Source organism: Mesorhizobium sp. CC13 (genome assembly GCF_039907765.1).
Classification (GTDB): domain Bacteria; phylum Pseudomonadota; class Alphaproteobacteria; order Rhizobiales; family Rhizobiaceae; genus Aminobacter.
Genome location: NZ_JARDJI010000004.1, coordinates 23215 through 44847 on the forward strand (window position 1 = coordinate 23215; position 21633 = coordinate 44847).

General features: G+C 65.1%; 23 protein-coding genes and 1 tRNA gene. 17 read left to right on the forward strand and 7 right to left on the reverse strand.

Annotated elements, in window-relative coordinates; genetic code table 11:
- Window positions 1-203 precede the first annotated feature (203 nt).
- From leuA to PV773_RS08020, 4 genes are all read left to right on the forward strand, one after another.
- Entirely contained in the window at window positions 204-1910 is a 1707-nt protein-coding gene (gene leuA / locus PV773_RS08005) for a 2-isopropylmalate synthase (protein WP_347965842.1), read from the forward strand.
- A 217-nt stretch (window positions 1911-2127) separates the two neighbouring features.
- Window positions 2128-3864 carry a hypothetical protein gene (locus tag PV773_RS08010; protein WP_347965843.1) on the forward strand — a complete coding sequence of 579 codons (1737 nt, stop codon included), beginning with the start codon at window positions 2128-2130 and terminating at the stop codon, window positions 3862-3864.
- Between the two features lie 121 nt (window positions 3865-3985).
- Complete coding sequence (locus PV773_RS08015; protein ID WP_347965844.1) at window positions 3986-4795, forward strand: alpha/beta fold hydrolase; 810 nt, start codon at window positions 3986-3988, stop codon at window positions 4793-4795.
- 80 nt (window positions 4796-4875) lie between these two features.
- Complete coding sequence (locus PV773_RS08020) at window positions 4876-5481, forward strand: hypothetical protein (protein WP_347965845.1); 606 nt, start codon at window positions 4876-4878, stop codon at window positions 5479-5481.
- Here PV773_RS08020 and PV773_RS08025 read toward each other — a convergent pair.
- Window positions 5471-6400 (reverse strand): metallophosphoesterase, encoded by a 930-nt coding sequence (locus PV773_RS08025; protein WP_347966081.1) that lies wholly within the window; start codon window positions 6398-6400, stop codon window positions 5471-5473. The genes PV773_RS08020 and PV773_RS08025 overlap by 11 nt on opposite strands.
- Before the next feature lie 38 nt (window positions 6401-6438).
- Here PV773_RS08025 and PV773_RS08030 point away from each other — a divergent pair, with 38 nt between their 5' ends.
- Window positions 6439-6957 carry an NUDIX domain-containing protein gene (locus tag PV773_RS08030; RefSeq protein ID WP_347965846.1) on the forward strand — a complete coding sequence of 173 codons (519 nt, stop codon included), beginning with the start codon at window positions 6439-6441 and terminating at the stop codon, window positions 6955-6957.
- A gap of 314 nt (window positions 6958-7271) precedes the next feature.
- Here PV773_RS08030 and PV773_RS08035 read toward each other — a convergent pair whose 3' ends face one another.
- On the reverse strand, window positions 7272-8261 hold the full coding sequence (locus tag PV773_RS08035; protein WP_347965847.1) for a glutathione S-transferase family protein: 990 nt from the start codon (window positions 8259-8261) through the stop codon (window positions 7272-7274).
- Window positions 8262-8534: 273 nt separating this feature from the next.
- Between PV773_RS08035 and PV773_RS08040 the strand changes: the two genes are divergently transcribed.
- The 5 genes from PV773_RS08040 (at window position 8535) to PV773_RS08060 (ending at window position 12146) form a co-directional block, all read left to right on the forward strand.
- Window positions 8535-9071: an N-acetyltransferase gene (locus PV773_RS08040; RefSeq protein WP_347965848.1), complete on the forward strand. Its 537-nt coding sequence runs from the start codon at window positions 8535-8537 to the stop codon at window positions 9069-9071.
- Window positions 9072-9138: 67 nt separating this feature from the next.
- Entirely contained in the window at window positions 9139-9900 is a 762-nt protein-coding gene (locus tag PV773_RS08045; protein ID WP_347965849.1) for an SDR family NAD(P)-dependent oxidoreductase, read from the forward strand.
- 146 nt (window positions 9901-10046) lie between these two features.
- On the forward strand, window positions 10047-10856 hold the full coding sequence (locus PV773_RS08050) for a HugZ family protein (RefSeq protein WP_347965850.1): 810 nt from the start codon (window positions 10047-10049) through the stop codon (window positions 10854-10856).
- 131 nt (window positions 10857-10987) lie between these two features.
- The gene (locus tag PV773_RS08055) at window positions 10988-11284 is read left to right on the forward strand and encodes a metalloregulator ArsR/SmtB family transcription factor (RefSeq protein ID WP_340036838.1); all 297 of its coding nucleotides are present in this window, start codon (window positions 10988-10990) and stop codon (window positions 11282-11284) included.
- A gap of 58 nt (window positions 11285-11342) precedes the next feature.
- A complete protein-coding gene (locus tag PV773_RS08060; protein ID WP_347965851.1) occupies window positions 11343-12146 on the forward strand; it encodes an RNA methyltransferase in 804 nt (267 codons plus the stop codon).
- Between the two features lie 98 nt (window positions 12147-12244).
- Here PV773_RS08060 and PV773_RS08065 read toward each other — a convergent pair whose 3' ends face one another.
- Both PV773_RS08065 and PV773_RS08070 read right to left on the reverse strand, forming a co-directional pair.
- Window positions 12245-13363 (reverse strand): hypothetical protein, encoded by a 1119-nt coding sequence (locus PV773_RS08065; protein WP_347965852.1) that lies wholly within the window; start codon window positions 13361-13363, stop codon window positions 12245-12247.
- A gap of 105 nt (window positions 13364-13468) precedes the next feature.
- On the reverse strand, window positions 13469-14002 hold the full coding sequence (locus PV773_RS08070) for an EipA family protein (RefSeq protein WP_347966082.1): 534 nt from the start codon (window positions 14000-14002) through the stop codon (window positions 13469-13471).
- 373 nt (window positions 14003-14375) lie between these two features.
- On the opposite strand from PV773_RS08070, the gene PV773_RS08075 reads away from it, so the two are divergent.
- Together PV773_RS08075 and PV773_RS08080 are read left to right on the forward strand one after the other, a co-directional pair.
- Window positions 14376-15005 (forward strand): histidine phosphotransferase family protein, encoded by a 630-nt coding sequence (locus tag PV773_RS08075; RefSeq protein ID WP_347965853.1) that lies wholly within the window; start codon window positions 14376-14378, stop codon window positions 15003-15005.
- 208 nt (window positions 15006-15213) lie between these two features.
- Window positions 15214-15582 (forward strand): response regulator, encoded by a 369-nt coding sequence (locus tag PV773_RS08080; RefSeq protein WP_347965854.1) that lies wholly within the window; start codon window positions 15214-15216, stop codon window positions 15580-15582.
- A 66-nt stretch (window positions 15583-15648) separates the two neighbouring features.
- Here PV773_RS08080 and ctrA read toward each other — a convergent pair whose 3' ends face one another.
- The gene (ctrA, locus tag PV773_RS08085; protein WP_340036833.1) at window positions 15649-16344 is read right to left on the reverse strand and encodes a cell cycle two-component system response regulator CtrA; all 696 of its coding nucleotides are present in this window, start codon (window positions 16342-16344) and stop codon (window positions 15649-15651) included.
- 453 nt (window positions 16345-16797) lie between these two features.
- On the opposite strand from ctrA, the gene PV773_RS08090 reads away from it, so the two are divergent.
- Window positions 16798-17175, forward strand: a complete 378-nt coding sequence (locus tag PV773_RS08090; RefSeq protein ID WP_347965855.1) for a flagellar export protein FliJ — start codon at window positions 16798-16800, stop codon at window positions 17173-17175.
- Between the two features lie 316 nt (window positions 17176-17491).
- Here PV773_RS08090 and PV773_RS08095 read toward each other — a convergent pair whose 3' ends face one another.
- On the reverse strand, window positions 17492-17767 hold the full coding sequence (locus PV773_RS08095; protein ID WP_019173843.1) for a DUF1153 domain-containing protein: 276 nt from the start codon (window positions 17765-17767) through the stop codon (window positions 17492-17494).
- Between the two features lie 267 nt (window positions 17768-18034).
- On the opposite strand from PV773_RS08095, the gene mnmA reads away from it, so the two are divergent.
- Genes mnmA through PV773_RS08110 form a run of 3 tightly spaced genes read left to right on the forward strand, consistent with a single transcriptional unit; the run spans window position 18035 to window position 20029 of the window.
- Window positions 18035-19225 (forward strand): tRNA 2-thiouridine(34) synthase MnmA, encoded by a 1191-nt coding sequence (mnmA, locus tag PV773_RS08100; protein ID WP_347965856.1) that lies wholly within the window; start codon window positions 18035-18037, stop codon window positions 19223-19225.
- Window positions 19222-19614 (forward strand): hypothetical protein, encoded by a 393-nt coding sequence (locus PV773_RS08105; RefSeq protein ID WP_347965857.1) that lies wholly within the window; start codon window positions 19222-19224, stop codon window positions 19612-19614. The genes mnmA and PV773_RS08105 overlap by 4 nt, the downstream gene beginning before the upstream one ends.
- 7 nt (window positions 19615-19621) lie before the next feature.
- Window positions 19622-20029, forward strand: coding sequence for a YkvA family protein (locus PV773_RS08110; protein WP_347965858.1), 408 nt, complete (start codon window positions 19622-19624; stop codon window positions 20027-20029).
- Window positions 20030-20119: 90 nt separating this feature from the next.
- On the opposite strand, the gene PV773_RS08115 is transcribed toward PV773_RS08110, so the two are convergent.
- Complete coding sequence (locus tag PV773_RS08115; protein WP_347965859.1) at window positions 20120-21076, reverse strand: Gfo/Idh/MocA family oxidoreductase; 957 nt, start codon at window positions 21074-21076, stop codon at window positions 20120-20122.
- A gap of 240 nt (window positions 21077-21316) precedes the next feature.
- On the opposite strand from PV773_RS08115, the gene PV773_RS08120 reads away from it, so the two are divergent.
- Window positions 21317-21393: transfer RNA gene (locus PV773_RS08120), tRNA-Met, on the forward strand.
- Window positions 21394-21633: the final 240 nt, after the last annotated feature.

The following is a 21633-nucleotide window of genomic DNA, read 5'->3' on the forward strand; positions in this document are numbered from 1 at the left end:
TTCGCGGGCGAGACGCTGCGCGCCCTCTCTTCTGCTCTTCTTCTTCTCGGCCTTATCGGCGATCGCCGGGCTCGCTGAAGGAGCGCCCGGCGGTCGACAAGCCGCGCAGGCGCATGCTCCTTGCCATCCAAAGACCCTGAAGAACCAAGCATGAGCGCGCAGCCGGCGCCGGATCGGCCAGGGCGCGCGCAGGAGTGAAGAAGATGAACGTGAGAGAACCCATCGGCCGTACAAAGGGCATGCCGGACGCGGCCAGGAAATACGCGCCCTACCCGACCCTCAACCTCACCGACCGCACCTGGCCGTCGAAGCGCATCGAGAAGGCGCCGATCTGGTGCTCGGTCGACCTGCGCGACGGAAACCAGGCGCTCGTCGACCCCATGGGCCACGACCGCAAGGCGCGCATGTTCCAGCTGCTGCTCGACATGGGCTTCAAGGAGATCGAGATCGGCTTCCCGTCTGCCTCGCAGACCGACTTCGACTTCGCCCGCTGGACCATCGAGGAAGGCAACGTACCCGCCGACGTGTCGATGCAGGTCCTGGTGCAGTGCCGCCCCGAGCTGATCACCCGCACGTTTGAAGCGCTCAAGGGCGCCAACAAGCCGATCGTGCATTTCTACAACTCGACCAGCGAGCTGCAGCGCCGCGTCGTGTTCGAGAAGGACGTGCCCGGCATCAAGCGCATCGCCACCGACGCCGCCAAGATGATCGCCGACATGGCTGCCAAGGCCGGCGGCGGCTACCGCTTCCAGTATTCGCCCGAGAGCTTCACCGGCACCGAGCTCGAAGTTGCGCTCGACATCTGCAACGCCGTCACCGAGATCATGCAGCCGACGGCCGACAACAAGCTGATCGTCAACCTGCCCTCGACGGTCGAGATGTCGACGCCCAACATCTATGCCGACCGCATCGAATGGATGTGCCGCCAGCTCGATAACCGCGAGAACCTGTTGATCTCGCTGCATCCGCACAACGATCGCGGCACCGGCATCGCCGCCACCGAGCTCGGCCTGATGGCCGGCGCCGACCGCGTCGAAGGCACCTTGTTCGGCAATGGCGAGCGCACCGGCAATGTCGACGTCGTGACGCTGGCGCTCAACATGTACACGCAAGGGGTCGATCCCGAGCTCGACTGTACCGACATCAACCGGATGAAGGACGTCTACGAGTATTCGAACCAGCTGAAGATTCCCGAGCGCCACCCTTACGTCGGCGAACTGGTCTACACGGCTTTCTCCGGCTCGCACCAGGACGCCATCAACAAGGGCATGAAGGCGCTCAAGAAGGCCAACAAGGAGCTGTGGGAGGTTCCCTACCTGCCGATCGACCCGCAGGACGTCGGCCGCAGCTACGAGGCGATCATCCGCATCAACTCGCAGTCCGGCAAGGGCGGCATCGCCTATGTGCTCCAGGCCGACTACGGCCTCAACCTGCCGCGCAGCCTGCAGGTCGAGTTCAGCCAGGACATCCAGGCGATCACCGACACCGAGGGCAAGGAAGTTTCGCCCAGGCGCATCCACGAGCGCTTCCTCGAGGTCTATGTCGACCAGCCGGGCGCACGCCTGAAGTTCGTCGACCACCAGACCTTCCCAGATGCCGTGATGAAGGGCCGTCGCGTCGTCGAGGCGACCATCGTCGACGCCGGCAAGGAGGTGACGATCACCGGCACCGGCAACGGTCCGATCGACGGGTTCGTCGATGCGCTGTCCCGTCACCTCGGCATCGACCTGTCGGTGCTCGACTATTCCGAGCACTCGATCCAGCGCGGCTCCAACGCCGCCGCCATCTGCTACATGGAGGTGGAGTATCCGGGCGGACGCCTGTTCGGCGCCGGTATCAACACCAACATCGTGGCGGCCTCGCTCGAGGCGGTGGTTTCGGCCGCAAACCGGATTCTCGCCCGCCGATAGGGGCGAAAGGCTGTCGGCCGCGCATCACGGCGGCCGGTCGCCGGTGCGCCACAATTGGCCCGCCACGTTAAGGTTAACAGAAGATTGAATGCGTTTGCACGCGCCTCGCCCGTGGATAACGGGCGGGGCGCTCGTCCATCGTGGCGCGGCAAGCTTGTGTGAGCCGGCCAGCCGATTATGATCGTCCCGTTAGTGCCGGTTCGAAAAGGGTCACTCCTTGGTTGCCTCCACGCCTGCCGCCCCCGCAGTGCGCGAAGCGCTGGAGCGGCTTATTGCCAGTGAGACCTTCGCCAGGTCGGAGCGAGCACGCAAGCTGCTGCGCTACCTGATCGAGCGCGAACTCGCCGGCGAGGCCGAGAGGCTGAAGGGTTTTGCCATCGCCGTCGACGTGTTCGGCAAGGATGCCGAATTCGATTCGGCGACCGACGCGGTGGTGCGCGTGCAGGCCGGCCGGCTGCGCGAACTGCTTGCCCAATATTATGCAGTGGAGGGCGTGGGCGACCCGATACGGGTCGTCATTCCGCGCGGCAGCTACGTTCCGAGCTACGAGGCAATGCCGAACGGCCCGCATGAGGCGACCGCGCCGGAGCAGCCGCATGCAGCGCCGGCAGCAGCCGCCCGCCACGAGGCCGAGCAGCCCCAGCAGGCCGACCCGCCGCCGCTCGATTCAGTGCCCGGCGTGAAGCGGCAGCTTCAGTTCTTCTGGGCCGCCATGGCGCTGGTCATCGTCATGCTCGGCATCCTGGTGTTCCGCAATTTCGGCCCTGCCGGCGACACCACGACCGCCTCTGATTTCCGCGGCTCGACCAGCAGCATCACCGGCTCGGTCGACCAGTTGCCGGCCGTGCACATCCACCTGGCCACGGACCAGAGCGACATTTCGAGAGTGGCGACGGTGCTGCGATCGGCACTGTCGGGTTTCGACACCATCGACCTGATCGCGCGCGACCGTTCGGACACGGCGCGCCGCGAGGATGCCACGGATTTCGACTTCACGGTAAACCCCGGCCCCGATGCCGGAACCGTGCTGATCGAACTCCAGCACATGGCAACCGGCAGGATCCTGATGTCGCGCGTGCTGACCAGCCAGGACATCCAGGCGGACACGCTGGACGGCCGCATCGCCGAGATCGTGACCGCAACCGTCCCCGTCTCCGGCATGATCTACGGCTATATCGAGCAGAACGGCCTGCAGAAGGGCCTGATGACCTGCCTGCTGCTCAGCGACGACTATTACATGGAACAGAGCGCCGCCAGGCAGCGGGCCGCCTACCAGTGTCTGGAGGGCTTGGCCGCGCGAGGCGCCATGTCGCCCGTCGTCTATTCGGAAATGGCGTCGCTGCAGCTGGAAGCGGTGACTGACGGATATTCATATCCTGAGAACGCATCCGCCGACGGCGCGCTGGCGCTTGCCCACACGGCCGTCCAGATGGGGGCGACCAGCCCCTATGCGCACCGTTCGTTCGGCTATCTCCAGTCGCGGATCGGCGACCGCGCCGAGTCCATCCGCTGGATGCAAAAGGCCTACGAGCTCAACACCTACGACCTCACCATGGCCGCGGCCTACGGCTACGCCCTCATCCTGTCCGGCAGCTACAGCGACGGCGTGCCCATCATCAAGCGCGCCGTCGACAGCACGAGCGCGCATCCCGGCTGGTGGGACTACGGGCTGTTCCTTGGTGAATTCATGCTCGGCAACCGCTACGCCGCGGCGCGCGCGGCAAACTCGCTGGCCTCCGCGAAGCGATCGCACTACATGGCCGCGCGCCTGATCGCCGCGCAATTCGTCGGTGACGAGAAGCTGGCCTCGGAACTGGCCAAGGAACTCACGGCGGCCTACCCCGACTTCGCCGCCGATCCGGCCGCCTCCTTCGCCAAGCGCAAATATCCGCAGGAGTTGACGAGGTCGCTCACCAAGGCACTCCGCGCCGCAGGCCTCGGCCAGCAGAGCTGAAATATTCCACATAGTGAATTGAATCGCCCAGTCGTCGGCGCGCGGACGACTGGATGCATAGTTTACTTTTTTAGCTGTCGTTTCTACACTCTTTGCGGGCAGGGCTTTCGTTAAAGGGAAAATGAACCATTCCATTCATGCGGCCGTTCGGGGGATCGACACCAGGGTAGTGGTATTGCTTCACGGCTTCGGCGGTTGCAGCGACCTCTGGGACGACATTGCGGGGAGGCTGGAGGACTCGTTCACGACGATCGCCTACGATTTGCCGGGCCATGGCCGATCGATCGATTTTCCCAATGCCGGACCGGCGAAGCTGGCCGCGCAGGCGGTGCTGGCGGACCTTGCCGTGCGCGGCATAGACCGCGCTCACTTCGTCGGCCATTCGATGGGCGGCGCGGTGGCAACGCTCGCCGCCCTTCTGGAGCCCGACCGGGTGGCATCGCTGACCCTGCTGGCGCCCGGCGGATATGGCCCCGAGATCAACGCCCAGCTGCTCAGGCGCTACGCGACTGCTGTTTCCGCCGACGAGATCCGCACCTGCCTCGCCGATATGTCGAGCCCCGACAGCAAGGTCCCTGAGGCCGCGGTGCGCCATCTCGCCGACATGCGGCGGCGCTTCGGCCAGACCGAGAAGCTGGTGGCCCTTGCCGCAACGATGACGGCCAGCGGCCGCCAGGGCACGATACCGCGCGAGATGATGGCCACGCTCGCCATGCCCACGATCGTCGTGTGGGGCACGGACGATGCCGTGCTGCCCTACAGCCACACGGACAACCTGCCGGCGGGCTTCCTCGTCCACCATGTGCTCGAGGTCGGCCACATGCTGCCCGAAGAGACGCCGGACCTGGTCGCCGACATCATCCGCCGGATGACGCGGCGGCGCCAGCGGCCGCAGCCGGCCTGCGACGAGCGCGAGGCCTTCGGGCGATAGCTCCGCGCCGGCGGGGATACAATTCCGCCGCGATCGCACCTATGTTAAGGCCTGCCCATGGCCATTCTGGACGCCAACCGATGCAGGACGACAAAGCGACCGCGATGAAGCCGGCAGGCGTGCTGTCGGACGCCATTCGCGACGTCAAGAACGCCGCCGCCGACCGCAGCGACGTCGTCGTCGACCTGCGCGACGCCCACCGCATGCGGCTCGAACTGCTGGCCGCGGAACTCGAGCCGGTTTTCGCCGACGTTCCGGCCGCGATCGACTATTTCGACTTCACCATTTCGTCGGGCCTGCAGCCGCGCCTCTGGATCGACGCCGTCAGCCATGTCGCGCTCGGCCGCGACCGGCGGACCTATCGCTTTTTGCGCGATACCCGTACGGGCAGGATGGTGCTGGCGGAATCTACCGATCCGAAGCGTGTCGCCGAGCAGGTGACGCGCTACATCGCCGAACGCATCGTGGAACGGCAGCAGATGATGGAAGGCGGCACAGAATCCGCCTTGCCGGATTTCGCCCGCGTGCCGTCCGCCGAGGCGCATGCGCCGGTGCGCGTGCCCGAACGGCAGCTCTGGCCGAACCTTTTGTCCGGCTTCGGGCTGATCGTCGCAGGCGCGGTAGCGGGCATCGCCCTCATGGCGGCGCTCTACTGGCTGAGCCTGGCCGCCGGCGTCAGGTTCTGACCAGTGCGCCGACTGCAGGCGACAAGAGGTCGAGGCTGGAGATCTCCGACGGCGGCAGCGAAGGCCCGGTGAGGCCGCGCCGGGTGAGCCGCACCTGCCAGCCCCCCTCCTCCGCCGAGATGTCGATCAGGTTGAACTGCGCCGCCGGATTGTGGCCGCCGGGCGCCTGCCCCGCGGCGGCGACGCCGACCGCCGGAACCGGTCCGCTGCGCCCTTCGATCCAGTGCAGGGACGGAAGATGCGAGTGGCCGTGCAGAACCAGTTCGGCGCCATGCCTGCGGACGAGCTTCTGGAACTTGCCGATGCCGAACAGCCGCTTGTGCTGGCCAACGGCGCCGCGCACGGGCGGATGGTGGATCATCACCACGCGGAACAGGCCGCGCCTGCCCGTTACCTCGAGAATCCGCGCCAGCCGCTCGGCCTGGCCCTGGCGAAAGAAGCCGCTGGCCATGAAGGGCGCCGTCGCCCGCGCCGTCGACACGCCGATGAGCGCGACGTTGTCGCGCACCCTGAGATAGGGAAAGCTGGTGCGGCTTAGAGTGCCGTCGACGCCGTCGCCGCGCATCCACGGCGCCCAGGCGTGGCATGCCTTGTCGAAGGCGCCGGGCACATAGGCGTCGTGATTGCCCGGGACCACCGAGACGTCGCCAGGCGCGCCGAGCGTTTCGAGCCACAGCCGCGCCAGTTCGATCTCGCCGTCGAGCGCCAGGTTGACGAGGTCGCCGGTGACCGCGAGGTGGTCCGGCGCCTGCGCCTTCATGTCGGCGACGATCGCATCGACCACGCCGTCATGATGATGGCGGCGGCGGTTTCGCTGCCAGTTGACGTAGCCGACCATGCGCTTGGACGCGAGGTCGCGATAGGTTACATCCGGGAGCGGGCCAAGATGGACGTCGGAAACATGCGCAAGCCTGAACATCATTCCCTTTTAGGTTACGCGTTCGTGGCTTTCCACCCATGGCGTCGCGCCTGATGGGCACCGGCGTCACCAAGCCGCTCCCGTTGCGGCAAAGTCCCTGGTCGCGGCTGCGCGGGCGCCTGTTCCATGTCTATTTCCTGCTCAGGCGGCCGATGACGCTCGGCGTGCGCGGCCTCGTCCACGATGCCGCCACCAACTCCGTGTTCCTGATCCGCCACACCTACGTGCCCGGCTGGCAACTGCCCGGCGGCGGCGTCGAGGTCGGCGAGACCTTCGTCGAGTCGCTCGCGCGCGAACTGGAGGAGGAAGGCAACATCACGCTCGCCGGCCCGCCGGTGCTCAGGTCGATGCATCTCAACAAGCAGGCGACCAGGCGCGACCATGTCGCGCTCTACCTGATCGAGGCCTTCAGCCAGGACCGGCCGAAGCTGCCCGACCGCGAGATCGCCGAGGCAGGCTTCTTCCCGCTCGACGCGCTGCCCGAGGGCACGACGCCGGCGACGCGGCGCAGGTTGGCCGAAGTTTTCGACGGGGTTGAGGCGTCGCCGTATTGGTGAGCTAGGGGCGGCTCGAGTTGCGGTGCGTCCTTCGGGGTTGCACTGCTGACTTCAGGAAGAGGTCGACCCCCACTCCGGTTTGCTTCGCAAACCACCTCTCCCCCGTTCGACGGGGGAGAGGAAGCACGGTCGCGATGTTGGCGCCTTTCCTCTCCCCCGGGCAGGGGGAGAGGTGGCGCGCGTAGCGCGACGGAGTGGGGGTGCTTCATTGCCGAATTGAACCAGCGCGCCGTCCATACACTCGCACATCCGTCAAGTAGCTTGCGACAACGTCGGCGAGAGGTCCTCTAAGGGACACAGCCGGCGAAAGCAGCCTAAGCCGCTTTCAGCAACTTCCCGCGGTTGTGCGGGGCATCGAGGTCCAGTTCCGGCCCCACCGGCACGATGCCGGTCGGGTTGATGGTGGCGTGGCTGCCGTAGTAGTGCGCCTTGATGTGCAGCATGTCGACCGTCCCGGCCACGCCCGGTACCTGGTAGAGGTCGCGCAGGTAGTTCGACAGGTTCGGGTAGTCGGCGATGCGGCGCAGATTGCACTTGAAATGCCCGACATAGACCGGGTCGAAACGCACCAGCGTCGTGAACAGCCGCCAGTCGGCCTCGGTCAGCCGGTCGCCGACCAGGTAGCGCTGGCGCGACAGGCGATCTTCCAGCGTATCGAGGGCGGCGAACAGTTCGTCGAACGCCTCCTCGTAGGCGGCCTGGGTTGTGGCGAAGCCGGCCCGGTAGACCCCGTTGTTGATCGAGGGGTAGACGAGTTCGTTGGTCGCGTCGATCTCGCCGCGCAGGGCTTCCGGATAGAAGTCGAGCGATGCGTCGCCCCATTCGTCGAAGGCCGAGTTCAGCATGCGGATGATCTCGGAGGATTCGTTGGAGACGATCGTCTTCTCCTTCTTGTCCCACAGCACCGGAACGGTGACGCGGCCCGAATAGGTCGGATCGGCCATGGTGTAGATCTGGTGCAGGTAGTCGAGGCCGTAGAGCGTGTCGCCGGTTGCGCCGTCCTCGGCCAGGAAGGTCCAGCCGTTCTCGCCCATGTAGTGGTGCACGACCGAGACCGAGATGATGTCCTCGAGACCTTTGAGCGCGCGGAAGATCAGCGTGCGGTGCGCCCACGGACAGGCGAGCGACACATAGAGATGATAGCGCCCGGGCTCGGCCTTGAAGCCCCGGGTCCGGCCTGCGGCGGGCTTGCCGTCGACCGTGATCCAGTCTCGCCACTGCGCGTGCGAGCGCACGAATTTGCCGCCGGTCGACTTGGTGTCGTACCAGCGGTCCTGCCATTTGCCTTCGACCAGCAGTCCCATCGCAACATCCTTTCGTTTGCCACGATGTAGGGCGCTCGACGCGCCAACCGAAGGCCGACACGCTGAACGGATCGTCAACGCCGGGCGCACATCGGTCAAATGCACGATGGACGGACGCCGAAAATGATGCTAGCGGGCATGTCGATGTCACAGAGCATTGCAAAGATCCGGTTCGACCGACGACGAATGAGCGCACGCGCTTGAAGCGCTGATTTGCGACTGCTGCGGCATGCCCCGCGGCACCTCATCCCACGATACCGGACTGCAAAGAACATGACCCTCGCCGACGTCACCTATCTGCCGGAAGCGCCGGCGCACGACCTCGAAATCGATGAGATCAACGCCGAGGCATTCGGGCCGGGCCGCTTCGCGCGCGCGGCCTACAAGATCCGCGAGGGCGGGCCGCACGATCGTTCCCTGTCCTTCGTCGCCATGCATGGCGGCCAGGTGATCGCCTCGGTCAGGATGACGCCGATCGCCGCCGGCGCCGGCCGGGCGCAGATGCTGGGACCGCTCGCGGTTCGGCCCGACTTCAAGAACATGGGCATCGGTCGCAAACTGGTGGCCATGGCCCTTTCGGCGGCCACCCGGGCCGGCGAGCCGGCGGTCGTCCTCGTCGGCGACGAACCCTATTATGGCCCCCTCGGCTTCGCCCGCATTCCGCGCGGCCAGATCGAGATGCCGCGCCCGGTCGACCTCAACCGCCTGCTGGCCCACGAGATCGTGCCCGGTGCGGTGGCCGAATTGACCGGCGAGGTCTGCCACGCGGACCATGCCAAGACGCCGCAACGGACGGCCGAGCCGGCCTAGCCTCGACAAGGCTTGCCCGGACGGCCCATCTTCCTAATTCATCCATAGCAGGAGAGGACAGGCTGACATGAATCCAAACGGGCAGATCGCAGTGGTGACCGGCGCGGGCTCCGGCCTTGGCGAGGCAACCGCACGGGCACTTGCAGCCAGGGGCGCCAGGGTCGCGATCCTCGACCTCAGTCAGGAACGCGCCGAAAAGGTCGCAGCCGACATCGGCGGCATCGCCGTGCGCTGCGACGTCAGCAACGAGGAAAGTGCGGTCGCCGCCTTCGCCGAGGTCGCGGCCAGGCTCGGCACCGCGCGCATGCTGGTCAACTGCGCCGGCATCGCCGTCGGCGTGAAGACCGTCGGCAAGGACGGCCCGCATCCGCTCAGCGTGTTCCGGCAGGTGCTCGAGGTCAATCTGCTCGGCTCGTTCAACATGATCCGCCTGTTCGCCGACGCGGCCGCCAAGCTCGACCCGCTCGCGGGCGGAGAACGCGGCGTCATCGTCAACACCGCCTCCGTCGCCGCCTATGACGGCCAGATCGGCCAGGCCGCCTATTCCGCCTCCAAGGGCGGCGTCGTCGGCATGACGCTGCCGATCGCCCGCGACCTCGCCCGCTCCGGCATCCGCGTCTGCACCATTGCGCCCGGCATCTTCAAGACGCCGATGATGGCGGCCATGCCGCAGGAAGTGCAGGACTCGCTCGGCGCCGCCGTGCCCTTCCCGCCGCGCCTGGGCGAGCCGTCCGAATATGGCGCGCTGGCGCTGCACATCATCGAAAACCAGATGCTCAACGGCGAGACCATCCGCCTCGACGGCGCGATCCGCATGGCGCCCAAATAGCCGCCGACACAGCACGGAAGCCTAGTAGAATACAGCCCCGGTCGCGATGCGCCGGGGCTGTATTCATTTTACTAACAACAACCTCTTGCCATCGACAGACCTCGACTTTAAGTAGATTGACATAGTCATATTTGATCGGTGCAGTCGTGGAAGAACGCAAGAAGGATGTCATACGCGCGACGGATGCGGCGGCAGTCGGCCTGGCACGCACGTTGATGCGCACGGCACGCCATGGCGCGCTGGCCGTCACCGAGCCCGAAACCGGCTTTCCCCTTGCCAGCCGCGTAGGCACGGCAACCGACGTCGACGGCACGCCGCTGATACTGATTTCCGGCCTGTCCGCCCACACCCGCGCCATCGTGGCCGATCCGCGCTGCTCGCTGCTGGTCGGCGAGATCGGCAAGGGCGACCCGCTCGCCTATGCGCGCATCACGCTCTTCTGCCGCGCCGTCCGGCTCGAAAGGGGCACGCCCGAGCAGGCGCGCGCCGAGCGGCGCTACCTCAATCGCAATCCGAAGGCGAAGCTCTATGCCGGGCTTGGCGACTTCGCGATGTTCCGGCTCGAACTCGAGCGCGCCAATCTCAATGCAGGCTTCGGCAAGGCCTATCTGCTTGGCCGCGACGACCTTGTGCTGGGCCGCCCGGCCGTGGACGAGATCGCCGCTGCGGAGCAGTCCGCCCTCGATCACATGAACGCCGACCATCGCGACGCGATCGACGTCTACGCCGGCAGTTTCGGCAAGCTTGCCGGCAAGGGCTGGACGCTCACCGGCTTCGATCCGGAAGGCATGGACCTCGCCATGGGCGACGACACCGGGCGGGTGCTTTTCCCCCAGATGCTGGGCACCGCGGCCGATCTGCGCGGCGTCCTCGTCGCGATGGCAAAACAGGGACGCGCGGCAGTTGCGCAACAGGAACGGGCAAGCCACGGTATGGAATACCGTACAAAGTCTTGATCTTTTGGGAGAAAGCTGTTTTGTGCTGTGAACGCTTGATCGTTCGATGATTCCATTGTGCGTTCTGGCGTCACAATTCGGCGTTGTTGCCCCCATGACGCTGGAAAGCATTGCGGATACACGGGGAATCCATGAAACCCAAGAAACTGGCGGCCAATGCGGAAGCCGCGGCCTCTCTGCTGACGCTGATGGGCAATGAAAAGCGGTTGCTGATCATGAGCCACCTGCTCGACACGGAAATGTCGGTGGGCGCGATCGCGGAGAAGGTGTCCTTGAGCCAGTCGGCGCTGTCGCAGCATCTCGCGCGCTTGCGCAACGAAGACCTTGTCGAGACGCGCCGCGACCGGCAGATGATCTACTACACCTGCAAGTCCGAAGCCGTTCGCAAGCTTCTGGGCACGCTGGAAGGCATTTTCGAAGACGCCTGAAATCCATTTCAAGCGTTCCGGACTCCCATAGCGGCCTGCCCTCCGCTATGCACCGCTGATGAACATCATCCGCATCGACGACCCCGCCGACCCGCGCGTGGCAGCCTACTTCGACATACGCGAGCGTGACCTCGTCGGGCGCGAGGGGCGCTTCGTCGCCGAGGGCAAGGTCGTGCTCAACGTGCTGTTTGCCGCGCGCCGCTTCGAGGCCGAGTCCGTCCTGGTCCTGGAAAACCGTCTGGCGGGGATGGCCGAAACGCTGAGCCTGGCGCCGCCCGACCTGCCGGTCTACGTCGCCCCGGCGGCCGTCGTCGACGCGATCGCCGGTTTCCACATGCATCGCGGCATCCTGGCCATCGGCCGCAAGGGCAACCCGCCGGGCGCGGAAGCGCTGCTGGCGGGACTGCCGGAGCGCGCACTGGTGGTGGTTACGGTCGGCATTTCCAACCACGACAACATCGGCTCGATATTCCGCAATGCCGCGGCCCTCGGCGCCGACGCCGTGCTGCTCGATCGAACCTGCTGCGACCCGCTCTACCGCAAGGCGATCAGGGTGTCGGTGGGAGCCGCGCTCAAGGTGCCTTTTGCGACCGCCGGCGAAGCCCTCGAGATCGCCGATGCGCTCGACCGTCATGGCTTCGCGCAGCTGGCGCTGTCACCGGCAGGCAGCCAGGAGATCCGCGAATTGCCGCGGCCGCAGCGGCTGGCGCTCTATCTCGGAACCGAGGGCGAAGGGCTTCCCCCTGCCCTGCTGGCGCGATTGACGACGGCGCGGATCCGGATGGCAAAGGGCTTCGACAGCCTCAACGTGGCAGCGGCCTCGGCGATCGCGCTGCACCACTTCTCCGACGCAGGCGACTGAGGCTGGAGCGGTGGACACGATGCAGTCCCGTCGCTCCAGCTGTTTTTCTGAGCCGCATTTGTGCGACGCCAGACAATTCTGTCTGGCTGCAAAATGCTCTACTCCGCCGGCAGCGACTTCTGCAGCGCCCTGACGCGGTCGGCCAGGCTGATGGCGGCGGTGCGCCCGCCGGAATTGTCGGCGGGACCTTCGGCCGACAGCGCCTTCTCGATCGGCGAATCCGGGCCCTCCAGCCTGGCGGTCAGCGCCACCACCTCGGCCGCCAGCTCATGCATCTGCTCGCGCAGCAGCGCGTCCTGGTTCGGCGAGGGTGCTTCCTTGTTCGCTGCGGCGAGTTCGCCCTTCAGCCGCTTGTTCTCCCGCGCCAGCGTCGTGAGCCGCGCCTCCAGCCGTTCCCGCTCGGCCGACAGCCCGGTCTCGTAGGCGGTCCCGTTGGCGGGCGCCTCGGCCGTTCCCTTGACCCGCTCGCGCAGGCGGGCGAGTTCGCTCTCGCGCCGCTCGAGCTTGTCGTCGCGGTCGCTGAGCGAGGCGACCATCCGCTCGAGCTTCTTGTCGAGCTCGCCGGCGCGCCTGGTCTCGGCCTTGAGCGCGTCGCGCACGGCCTTGTTGTCGGCTTCGAGGTCCTTCAGGCGATTGTCGACGTCCTTGCGCTGACTGCGCAGCGCATACATGTCGTCCGACAGCTTGCCCATCTCGCTGTCGCGGCTCGCCAGCTCGATCTGCCGGTTGGAGGATGCCAGGCTCGCTTCCTCGTAGAGCTCGCCCAGGCTGTCGATCTCGCGGACCCGCTGTTCGAGCAGGTTTTCGGCCTCCGCCAGCTTGCCGGCCAGTTGCTTGATCTGATCGTCGCGCCTGCCTATCTCGCTGCGCAGGTCTCCGCCCGCCGCCTCGAGATCGGTGACGGCGCGGCCCTTGGCGGCCTGGTCGTCCGACAGGGTCTTGAGCACCTCGCGATTGCGGCTGAGCTCGACCGACTGGGAGAGCACCTTTTCCTGGGATGCCCTCAGCTGCACCTCGACCTTGCGCAGCTCCATCGCATGCGTGGCACGCAGCGCATCCTTCTCGGCCCGGATCTCGTCGAGCGTCATCGGCAGCTTCGCCTCGACCCGGCGCCGCGTCATGGTGACCGCGCGCCGCCAGACCGACGGGGCGATCAACAGGACGAGGAACCCGGCGACCAGGAAACCAAGAACGAAGAACAGGATCGACTGGACCAAGGCACTTTACCCATTGCGGACAGGTGCGAGTTTGCCACGTCCCCATGGCAGGAATCCAGCGCCGCTGCAAATGCTGCGGCGCTGGGCGCCCTGTTCTTCACACAATCAGAACGGATTCCACGTCGGTTGCTGTGTCAACTTGAGGTAGCCGAGGTTGATTCCCAGGCGCGCGCCAACGCCCGTGCGCACCGGCACGAGCAGGATATTGCCGCGCTTGAGCACGTTGAAGCCGACGCCTGCGACCACATAGGCCGAACCGGCGACACCGGCGAAGCGATCGTAGAGGTTGTTCACGTCGTCGAGGTTGTAGACGAGCATCATCAGGCGCGAGCCCTGGCCGCCAAAGTCCCAGCCCAGCGACGGGCCCTGCCAGAACACCTTATGGTCACCGGCATTCTTGGTGTAGAGCGTGCCTTCGCCGTAGGTGAGGCCGCCGATGAAGGCACCCGAGCCCTCCTCGCCGAGCACGTAGCCGTTCGGCAGGCCATAGGACGAGAAGATCTTCTCGACGACGCTGGCCAGGCCGCCCGACGTCGAGCCAAAGAAGCGGTGACCGGAATCGAGGATCTCCTGCGCAGTATACTCCTGCGCGCGAGACGCGGATGTCGTGAACGCCAGCACGCCGGCAAGGACGAACATCGCGGCAAAGAGCCGGGCGAACGTCCGGCCATAGAAACGGGAAATCATACTTCCAAATCTCCGTCAGAGAGCACACTTTCTCCGACGCCCCGAATACGCTGCCACTCTTTCCGGAGGCTGACGAATCCAACTTCGGCAAACTATGCCGCAATCCTTTTTCAACGATTAAGCTCGCCCATGAAGATGGCGGATCGAAGGCGGGAAACGGGCCGAAATCCGCCCAAGCCCAGCTATTTCTCCGCGGCGTTGCCTGCTGTTCCTTGCCCGGCGCGGCGGCGCTGTGTAACCAAGAGTACAGCAGGCCGGCCCTGATTCGCATTGCGGGCTACTCGGCCTCGTCATATCGCAATGCCTTTGCCGAGGATGCCGTTTTATGGCCGAACTGATGACGCTTTCCGCCCCCGATCTCGCAGCCCTGCTGTGCAGCCGGGTCTGCCACGACATCATCTCCCCGGTCGGCGCCATCAACAATGGCCTCGAACTGCTTGACGAAGGCGGCGCCGACGAGGACGCCATGCGCCTCATCCGCGCCAGCGCCCGCAACGCCTCGGCGCGCCTGCAGTTCGCCCGCATCGCCTTCGGCGCGGCGGGCTCCGCCGGAATGCTGATCGACACGGGCGATGCCGAAGCGGTCGCAACCTCGTTCCTCAAGAACGAGAAGCCGGAACTGACCTGGACAGGCGGCCGCGCGCTGCTGCCCAAGAACAAGGTCAAGCTGCTGCTCAACCTCCTGCTCGTCGCCAACGCCGCGATCCCGCGCGGCGGCAAGCTCGGCGTGACGCTGGAAGACCTCGAAACCGCGCCGAAATTCAGGCTTTCGGCTTCGGGGCCGATGCTGCGCGTGCCGCCGAAATTCCTCGAACTGCACTCCGGACACAAGCCGGACGAGCCGATCGACGCGCATTCGGTGCAGCCCTACTACACGCTGCTGCTCGCCCGCGAGGCCGGCATGACGATCTCGATCCACGCCACGCCCGAAGAGATCATCCTCACCGCCGAGTAAGGCGCCTCGGGCAAACAGTCTGCGACGGCCGACCTCGCCTGCCATGATGCGGGCCGTTTCCTGCGCAAACCGGCCGCGCCGGCTGGCCGGACGGCCTTTTGCAAGAATTTTACCATTCCGCTTTTCGGCTTCTTTACGGGCCCGCGCTAGGTTGCGACGACAACCCGGGCGCGCCCGCCGCACCCGGTCCCGCAAAGAGGAACGGGATATGAAACGCTGCCTTTTCGTCGATGATTCGAGCGTCATCCGCAGGGTCGCCAAGCGCATCCTGAGCAGCCCCGAAATGTCGGTCGTCGAGGCCGCGACCGGGGCCGAGGGGCTCGACATGTGCTCCTTCGACATGCCCGACATCATCGTCGTCGACGGCGCGCTCGAGGACATGAGTGCAGTGGACTTCATCCGCCGCGTCCGCACCATGCACGGACGGGTAAAGCCGCAGATCGCGATCTGCCTGACCGAGGTCGACGTCGGCGCCATCATGCGCGCCAAGCGCGCCGGCGCACAGGGCTACCTTCTGAAGCCGTTCACCCGGCCGCAACTGCTCGACCGCTTCAACGCCTTCTCCGTCGCCGCCTGAGCAGCGCCAGCGCCAAAAAAGAAAGCCCGGCACGAAGGCCGGGCTTTGACCGAGGTAGAAGCGTAATCAGGCGATCTCGCGCAGGTCTTCCGGCTCGCGCAGCACATAGCCGCGGCCCCAGACCGTCTCGATGAAGTTCTGGCCGCCGGAAGCGGCGTCAAGCTTCTTGCGCAGCTTGCAGATGAAGACGTCGATGATCTTCAGCTCCGGCTCGTCCATGCCGCCATAAAGGTGGTTGAGGAACATTTCCTTGGTGAGCGTGGTGCCCTTGCGCAGCGAGAGCAGCTCCAGCATCTGGTATTCCTTGCCCGTCAGATGCACGCGCTGGCCGCCGACCTCGACCGTCTTGGCGTCGAGATTGACGATCAGGTCGCCGGTCATGATGACCGACTGGGCGTGTCCCTTCGAACGGCGGACGATGGCGTGGATGCGCGCCACGAGTTCGTCCTTGTGGAAAGGCTTGGTCATGTAGTCGTCGGCGCCGAAGCCGAGGCCGCGCACCTTGTCCTCGATGCCGGCCATGCCGGACAGGATCAGGATCGGCGTCTTGACCTTGGACAGGCGCAGCGTGCGCAGGACCTCGTAGCCGGACATGTCCGGCAGGTTCAGGTCGAGGAGAATGATGTCGTAGTCGTAAAGCTTGCCGAGATCGACGCCCTCTTCGCCGAGATCGGTCGTGTAGACGTTGAAGCTTTCCGATTTGAGCATCAATTCGATGCTCTGTGCGGTTGCACTGTCGTCTTCTATCAGCAGAACGCGCATTTAAATCCCCTTTTCTGCTGCCGGAATGTCTTCGCGGTCCAATTCACGCCGGCGCAGTGCGTGCTTGAATCGGAGGCTGCCATCGAATGGTTAACAAAACCTAATTTCGTATGGAAGACCATATCAGAAATTTTAACCGGCGGATACACCCTCTTGAATCCAAACATGAATCACACGGTCAACATCTTAACGCCATGCATTAACTAGGTTGCCTAAGCGACTCCGGAGACCGTCCCTGCCCGATCGCGCCAAAAACTGGAATCTTTACCGGGCCTTAAGTCTCGCGAGATATGATTAACGATGCCCGTAAACGAATGGTTACCGGTGGAGAAAAACTTTAAAAGTTTGTTTTCCATTGCCGACCGTTCGGGGCCGTATCGGTCGCAGCGCGGATCCATTGGGCCGTAGCGGGCGATTTGGAGTGCGTTTTTCGGTGTTCGGGAGTATCGCGTCATGAAGTCACGGGAGAACCTGGTCAGGCTCAAGCAGTTTCAGGTGAACGAAAAGCGCCGGCAGCTGATGCAGCTTGATTCGATGATCGCCGAATTCGATCGAATGGCGAACGACCTGGAATTGCAGATCGTCGCCGAGGAAAAGAAGGCTGGGATCACCGATCTCAATCATTTCGCCTATCCGACGTTCGCCAAGGCCGCGCGCCAGCGCCGCGACAATCTGAAGAACTCCCAACATGACCTGGCGCAACAGCGCGCCGCAGCAGAAGCCTTACTCGCCGAAGCTGAAGCGGAGCTGTCCAAGGCGGAAATGCTGGAAACGCGCGACCGCAACGCACGCGACGCCGACAACAGCGGCCGCAGCGCGATGATCGGCTAGGCAAGCCGACGAACGTTCGGCAGGTGCGTGGCCCTCAACCGGCCACCTCAGCATCCAGATCCGCAAGCTCGCCCTCCCCGGCAGGCGACCGCGCCCGCGCGCCGCGTATCTCCTGCGCAAGCTGCTCCGCCCATACCCTGATCTGAGCCTGCCCCTGGAGGAGGCTGCGGCCGCGCATGACTTCCTGGCGACGAAGCCGAAGGGCAAGGTGGTGCTGACGCTCTGAGCTTCGCCTTGCCAGAAATGTCAGGGGGCAGAAATGAAAAAGGGTGCGGCATGCCGCACCCTTTCCATTGATTGGCCTCTGCGGCCGGTGTCAGTGACGGTATTGCTGGATGCGCGTGGTGCGCAGGCCGGCAAGGCCGTATTCGTCGATGGATGCCTGCCAGGAGAGGAACTCCTCGGTCGTCAGCTTGTAGCGCTGGCACGCCTCGTCGAGGCTGAGCAGCCCACCCCTGACGGCGGCAACCACTTCCGCCTTTCGGCGGATAACCCACCGGCGTGTGTTGCTCGGGGGCAGATCGGCAATCGTAAGCGGGCTGCCGTCAGGCCCGATGACATATTTGACACGCGGTCTAACCAGATCGGTCATCGTACTCTCTACTAAAAACTCAAAGACCCAATCACCCGCCACACTAACGCCACAGCTTTAAAAATTGCCTAAGCGTAGGCTAAGGGGTAAGTAACGAACCTGAACGGACCGTTAGAGCATCGGTCCGCATTTTAACCATCCGCCCGATTGCCTGGTTTTTCGCGCCGCGCGGCGCGCGCGCCAGGCGTGGGTGGCACCGCGGCAATGCTTGACCTATATTGCAGCCATTGGCAGTGAGCCGACCATAGACAGCGGAACGCAATCCCGATGAACAGCCTGGACCTTCCCGGACGCCCCGAAGACACCCGCGTGGTCGTTGCCATGTCGGGCGGCGTGGATTCCTCCGTGGTCGCGGGCCTGTTGAAGCAGGAAGGCTACGACGTCGTCGGCGTGACGCTGCAGCTCTACGACCATGGTGCGGCCACCCATCGCGCCGGCTCGTGCTGCGCCGGCCAGGACATCGCCGACGCCCGCCGTGTCTCCGAGACGCTCGGCATCCCGCATTACGTGCTCGACTACGAGGAGCGCTTCCGCAAGGCCGTCATCGACCCGTTCGCCGAGAGCTACGTCGCCGGCGAGACGCCGATCCCCTGCGTGTCGTGCAACCAGACGGTCAAGTTCGCCGACCTTCTGGCCACCGCCCGCGAGCTCGGCGCCGACGCGCTCGCCACCGGCCACTACATCCGCTCGCGCCAGAACGGCGCCCACCGCGCGCTCTACCGCCCCGTCGACGCCGACCGCGACCAGAGCTACTTCCTGTTCGCCACCACGGAGGAGCAGATCGACTACCTGCGCTTTCCCTTGGGCGGCATGTCGAAGCCCGACGTCCGCGCCGCTGCGGAACGCATGGGCCTGACGGTCGCCGCCAAGCAGGACAGCCAGGACATCTGCTTCGTGCCGCAGGGCAAGTATTCCGACATCATCGCCAAGCTCCGGCCCACCGCCGCCAACCCCGGCGACATCGTCCACATCGACGGCCGTGTGCTCGGCCGCCACGAGGGCATCCTGCGCTACACGATCGGCCAGCGCCGCGGCATCGGCATCGCCTCGGGCGAGCCGCTCTACGTAGTGCATATCGATGCCGAGCGGGCGCGCGTCATCGTCGGCCCGCGCGAGGCGCTGGAGACGCACAAGATCTTCCTGCGCAACATGAACTGGCTGGGCGACGGGCAGCTTGCGGAGGTGCCGGCAGGCGGCCTCGAGATGTTCGCCAAGGTGCGCTCGTCGCGACCGCCGCGCCCGGCGGTGCTGCACCACGAGAATGGCGCCACCTGGGTCGAGCTGTCCGACGGCGAGTCGGGCATCGCCCCCGGCCAGGCCTGCGTGCTCTATTCCGACGACGGCAACGAGGCCCGTGTCTTCGGCGGCGGCTTCATCGAGCGCTCCGAGCGCCGCGCCGACGCCGAGGCCATGCTGACCAAACTGGCCGCCATGCCGGGCCCGATCGCAGCAGAGTGAACCAGCTCGATGGAGCTGGGTTTTTGAGACTCTGGGCAAACAAGCTCATCTGCGCGGCAGTTGCGACATATCTCGCCTTTGTTAGCCGAGAAGTGCCTTGGCTGCCGAAACTGACAGCTATCTCCATTGCTGTTGGCGGAGGGTTCGCCGGTGAGATGCTGCGCAAAACTGGCAACGGTACACTGCCGATGCTTGTCGCTTTCGCAAGCGCCTGTGGTGCTGTCGCAGCGATAAACTTCCTGGTCCCTCAACGGTTGATGGCCGAGTTTCGCGCCCGAGCTGGTGGACCGGTCATACAGTCCTACGTTGGCGCGTATTTCGAACTGGTGCTGCTGGTGACCGCCGCGGCCATCGCAATCGCCGTCTGGCGCTTCATCTTGCAATGGTAGATTGAAGATGCAGACTAGCGACCGCCCAAATGGCATGCTGGAAGCGGCCAAGCGCTGGGCACGGCTGCTGAAGCGCGACGTGGTGGCGCTCTATCTTGCCGCGCGCAGCCCGCTGACGCCCTGGTATGCGCGCCTCGCGGCCGCCTGCGTGGCGGCCTATGCGCTGAGCCCGGTCGACCTCATTCCCGATTTCGTGCCGGTGCTCGGCTATCTCGACGACGTTTTGATCGTGCCCGTGGGCATCTGGCTGGTGATCCGCATGATCCCGGCCGAGCTGATGGCCGGCTTCCGCGCCGAGGCGGCCGAAGTCGCCGCCAAGCCCAGGAGCATGGCGGGCCTCGCCTTCGTGGTTGCGCTGTGGCTCGCAGCCCTTGCGCTTGCCGACTGGTGGATAATGGATGGGATTAGCGAGTAGCGGCAACCAGGGAATTTAGGGAGGTTCTTGCCCCTATTCCCTATTCCCTATTCCCTATTCCCTATTCCCTATTCCCTATTCCCCACCCATTCAGTCGTGCGTGACCGTGCCCGCCGTCAGGATCCTGAGCACGCCGATCGCCTCGTCGCCGCCCGTGCGCGGCTCTTCGCGCGTCTCGATGCAGTGGATGAAGTGCTCGAGCTCGCGGGTCAGCGGCATGGCGTTTTCGATCGGGATGTAGGTCGGATCCTTCATGGTCGACGTCCACAACCCGCCATCCTCCTGCCAGACGGCGTGGCGGTAGACGGCGAGCTTGCGCTCCTGCGGCTCGACGTCGTCGAACACGGCCATCGCCTTGGTACCGACCACTGACAGGCGGCGCTCGCGATAGGGATTGAGGCGCGAGGCGAAGAGATGCCCGCGCAGTCCGTTGGGAAAACGCATGTGCAGGTGCGCGAAGTCGCTGAGGTGGTTGAGCAGTGCAGCCCCCTCGCCCCTGACCTCGACCGGATCGGTGCCGGTGATCGCCAGGATCATCGACAGGTCGTGCGGCGCGAGATCCCACAGCGCGTCGTTCTCGGCGTGGAACTTGCCGAGGCCGAGGCGGTGGGAGTGGATGTAGCCGACCTCGCCGAGCTCGCCGCTGTCGACCAGCGCCTTCAGCCCCTCGAAGGCCGGATGGAAGCGCAGCACATGGCCCGTCATGAACACGCGGCCGTTGTCGCGCGCGGCCTTCACCGCGCGTTCGGCGTCCGCCACCGTCAGCGCGATCGGCTTCTCGACCAGTACGTCCTTGCCGGCCGCGACCGCGCGCACGGCGAAATCGGCGTGGAACTGCGGCGGCAGCGCCATGACGATGGCGTCGACGTCGTCGCGCGCCACCAGCTCGTCCGGGGTCAGCGCGATGCAGCCATGTTCGTCGGCAAAACGCGTTGCGCGGGCCGGATCGACGTCGGAGACGGCATGGAGGGCGCCAAGGGACTTCAGGGTGCGGATGTGGTTGCCGCCCCAGTAGCCGCATCCAAGGACTGCAATACGCGGTTTCATCAGGCTCTTTCCTGGGGAAAATCTGCGGCAGACATAATCGCCGCCGGGAGTGAACTCAACCCCGCAGCCTGTGCCATTTCGGCCCAAGACGTGCAGAAACAGCAACTTGCGAATTTCGCCAATGAAGCCGTCATCCGCGCTTGACAGGTTCGCCCTGCCAACCTTATATCCGCCCGACCTTGGCGAACGCTTCGACGCCTGCCCCATCCGAGGGTGGAAGATCGGACCATCGCCGGCCCTGGCGGGGTAGCTCAGTTGGTTAGAGCACGGGAATCATAATCCTGGGGTCGGGGGTTCAAGTCCCTCTCCCGCTACCAAATTTTTAATCAATAAAATCAGCGCTTTACAAGCGAGAGGCAGTGGCAAATTTGCTTTTCTCGTGTTGCAACTGAGTTCCCTTGATTTCCAAGGGTTTTCGATCACACTCGGCTACTCCACGCGACACGAAACGCAACATGAAAGCTCGACCGGGAACCGGTGAATTGTTGCCGCGAAGTTGGCGAAGGCGCCGATTGCTCAGAGAGATTATTCTTCGCGCTCCTCGCAGGTTTACGGCG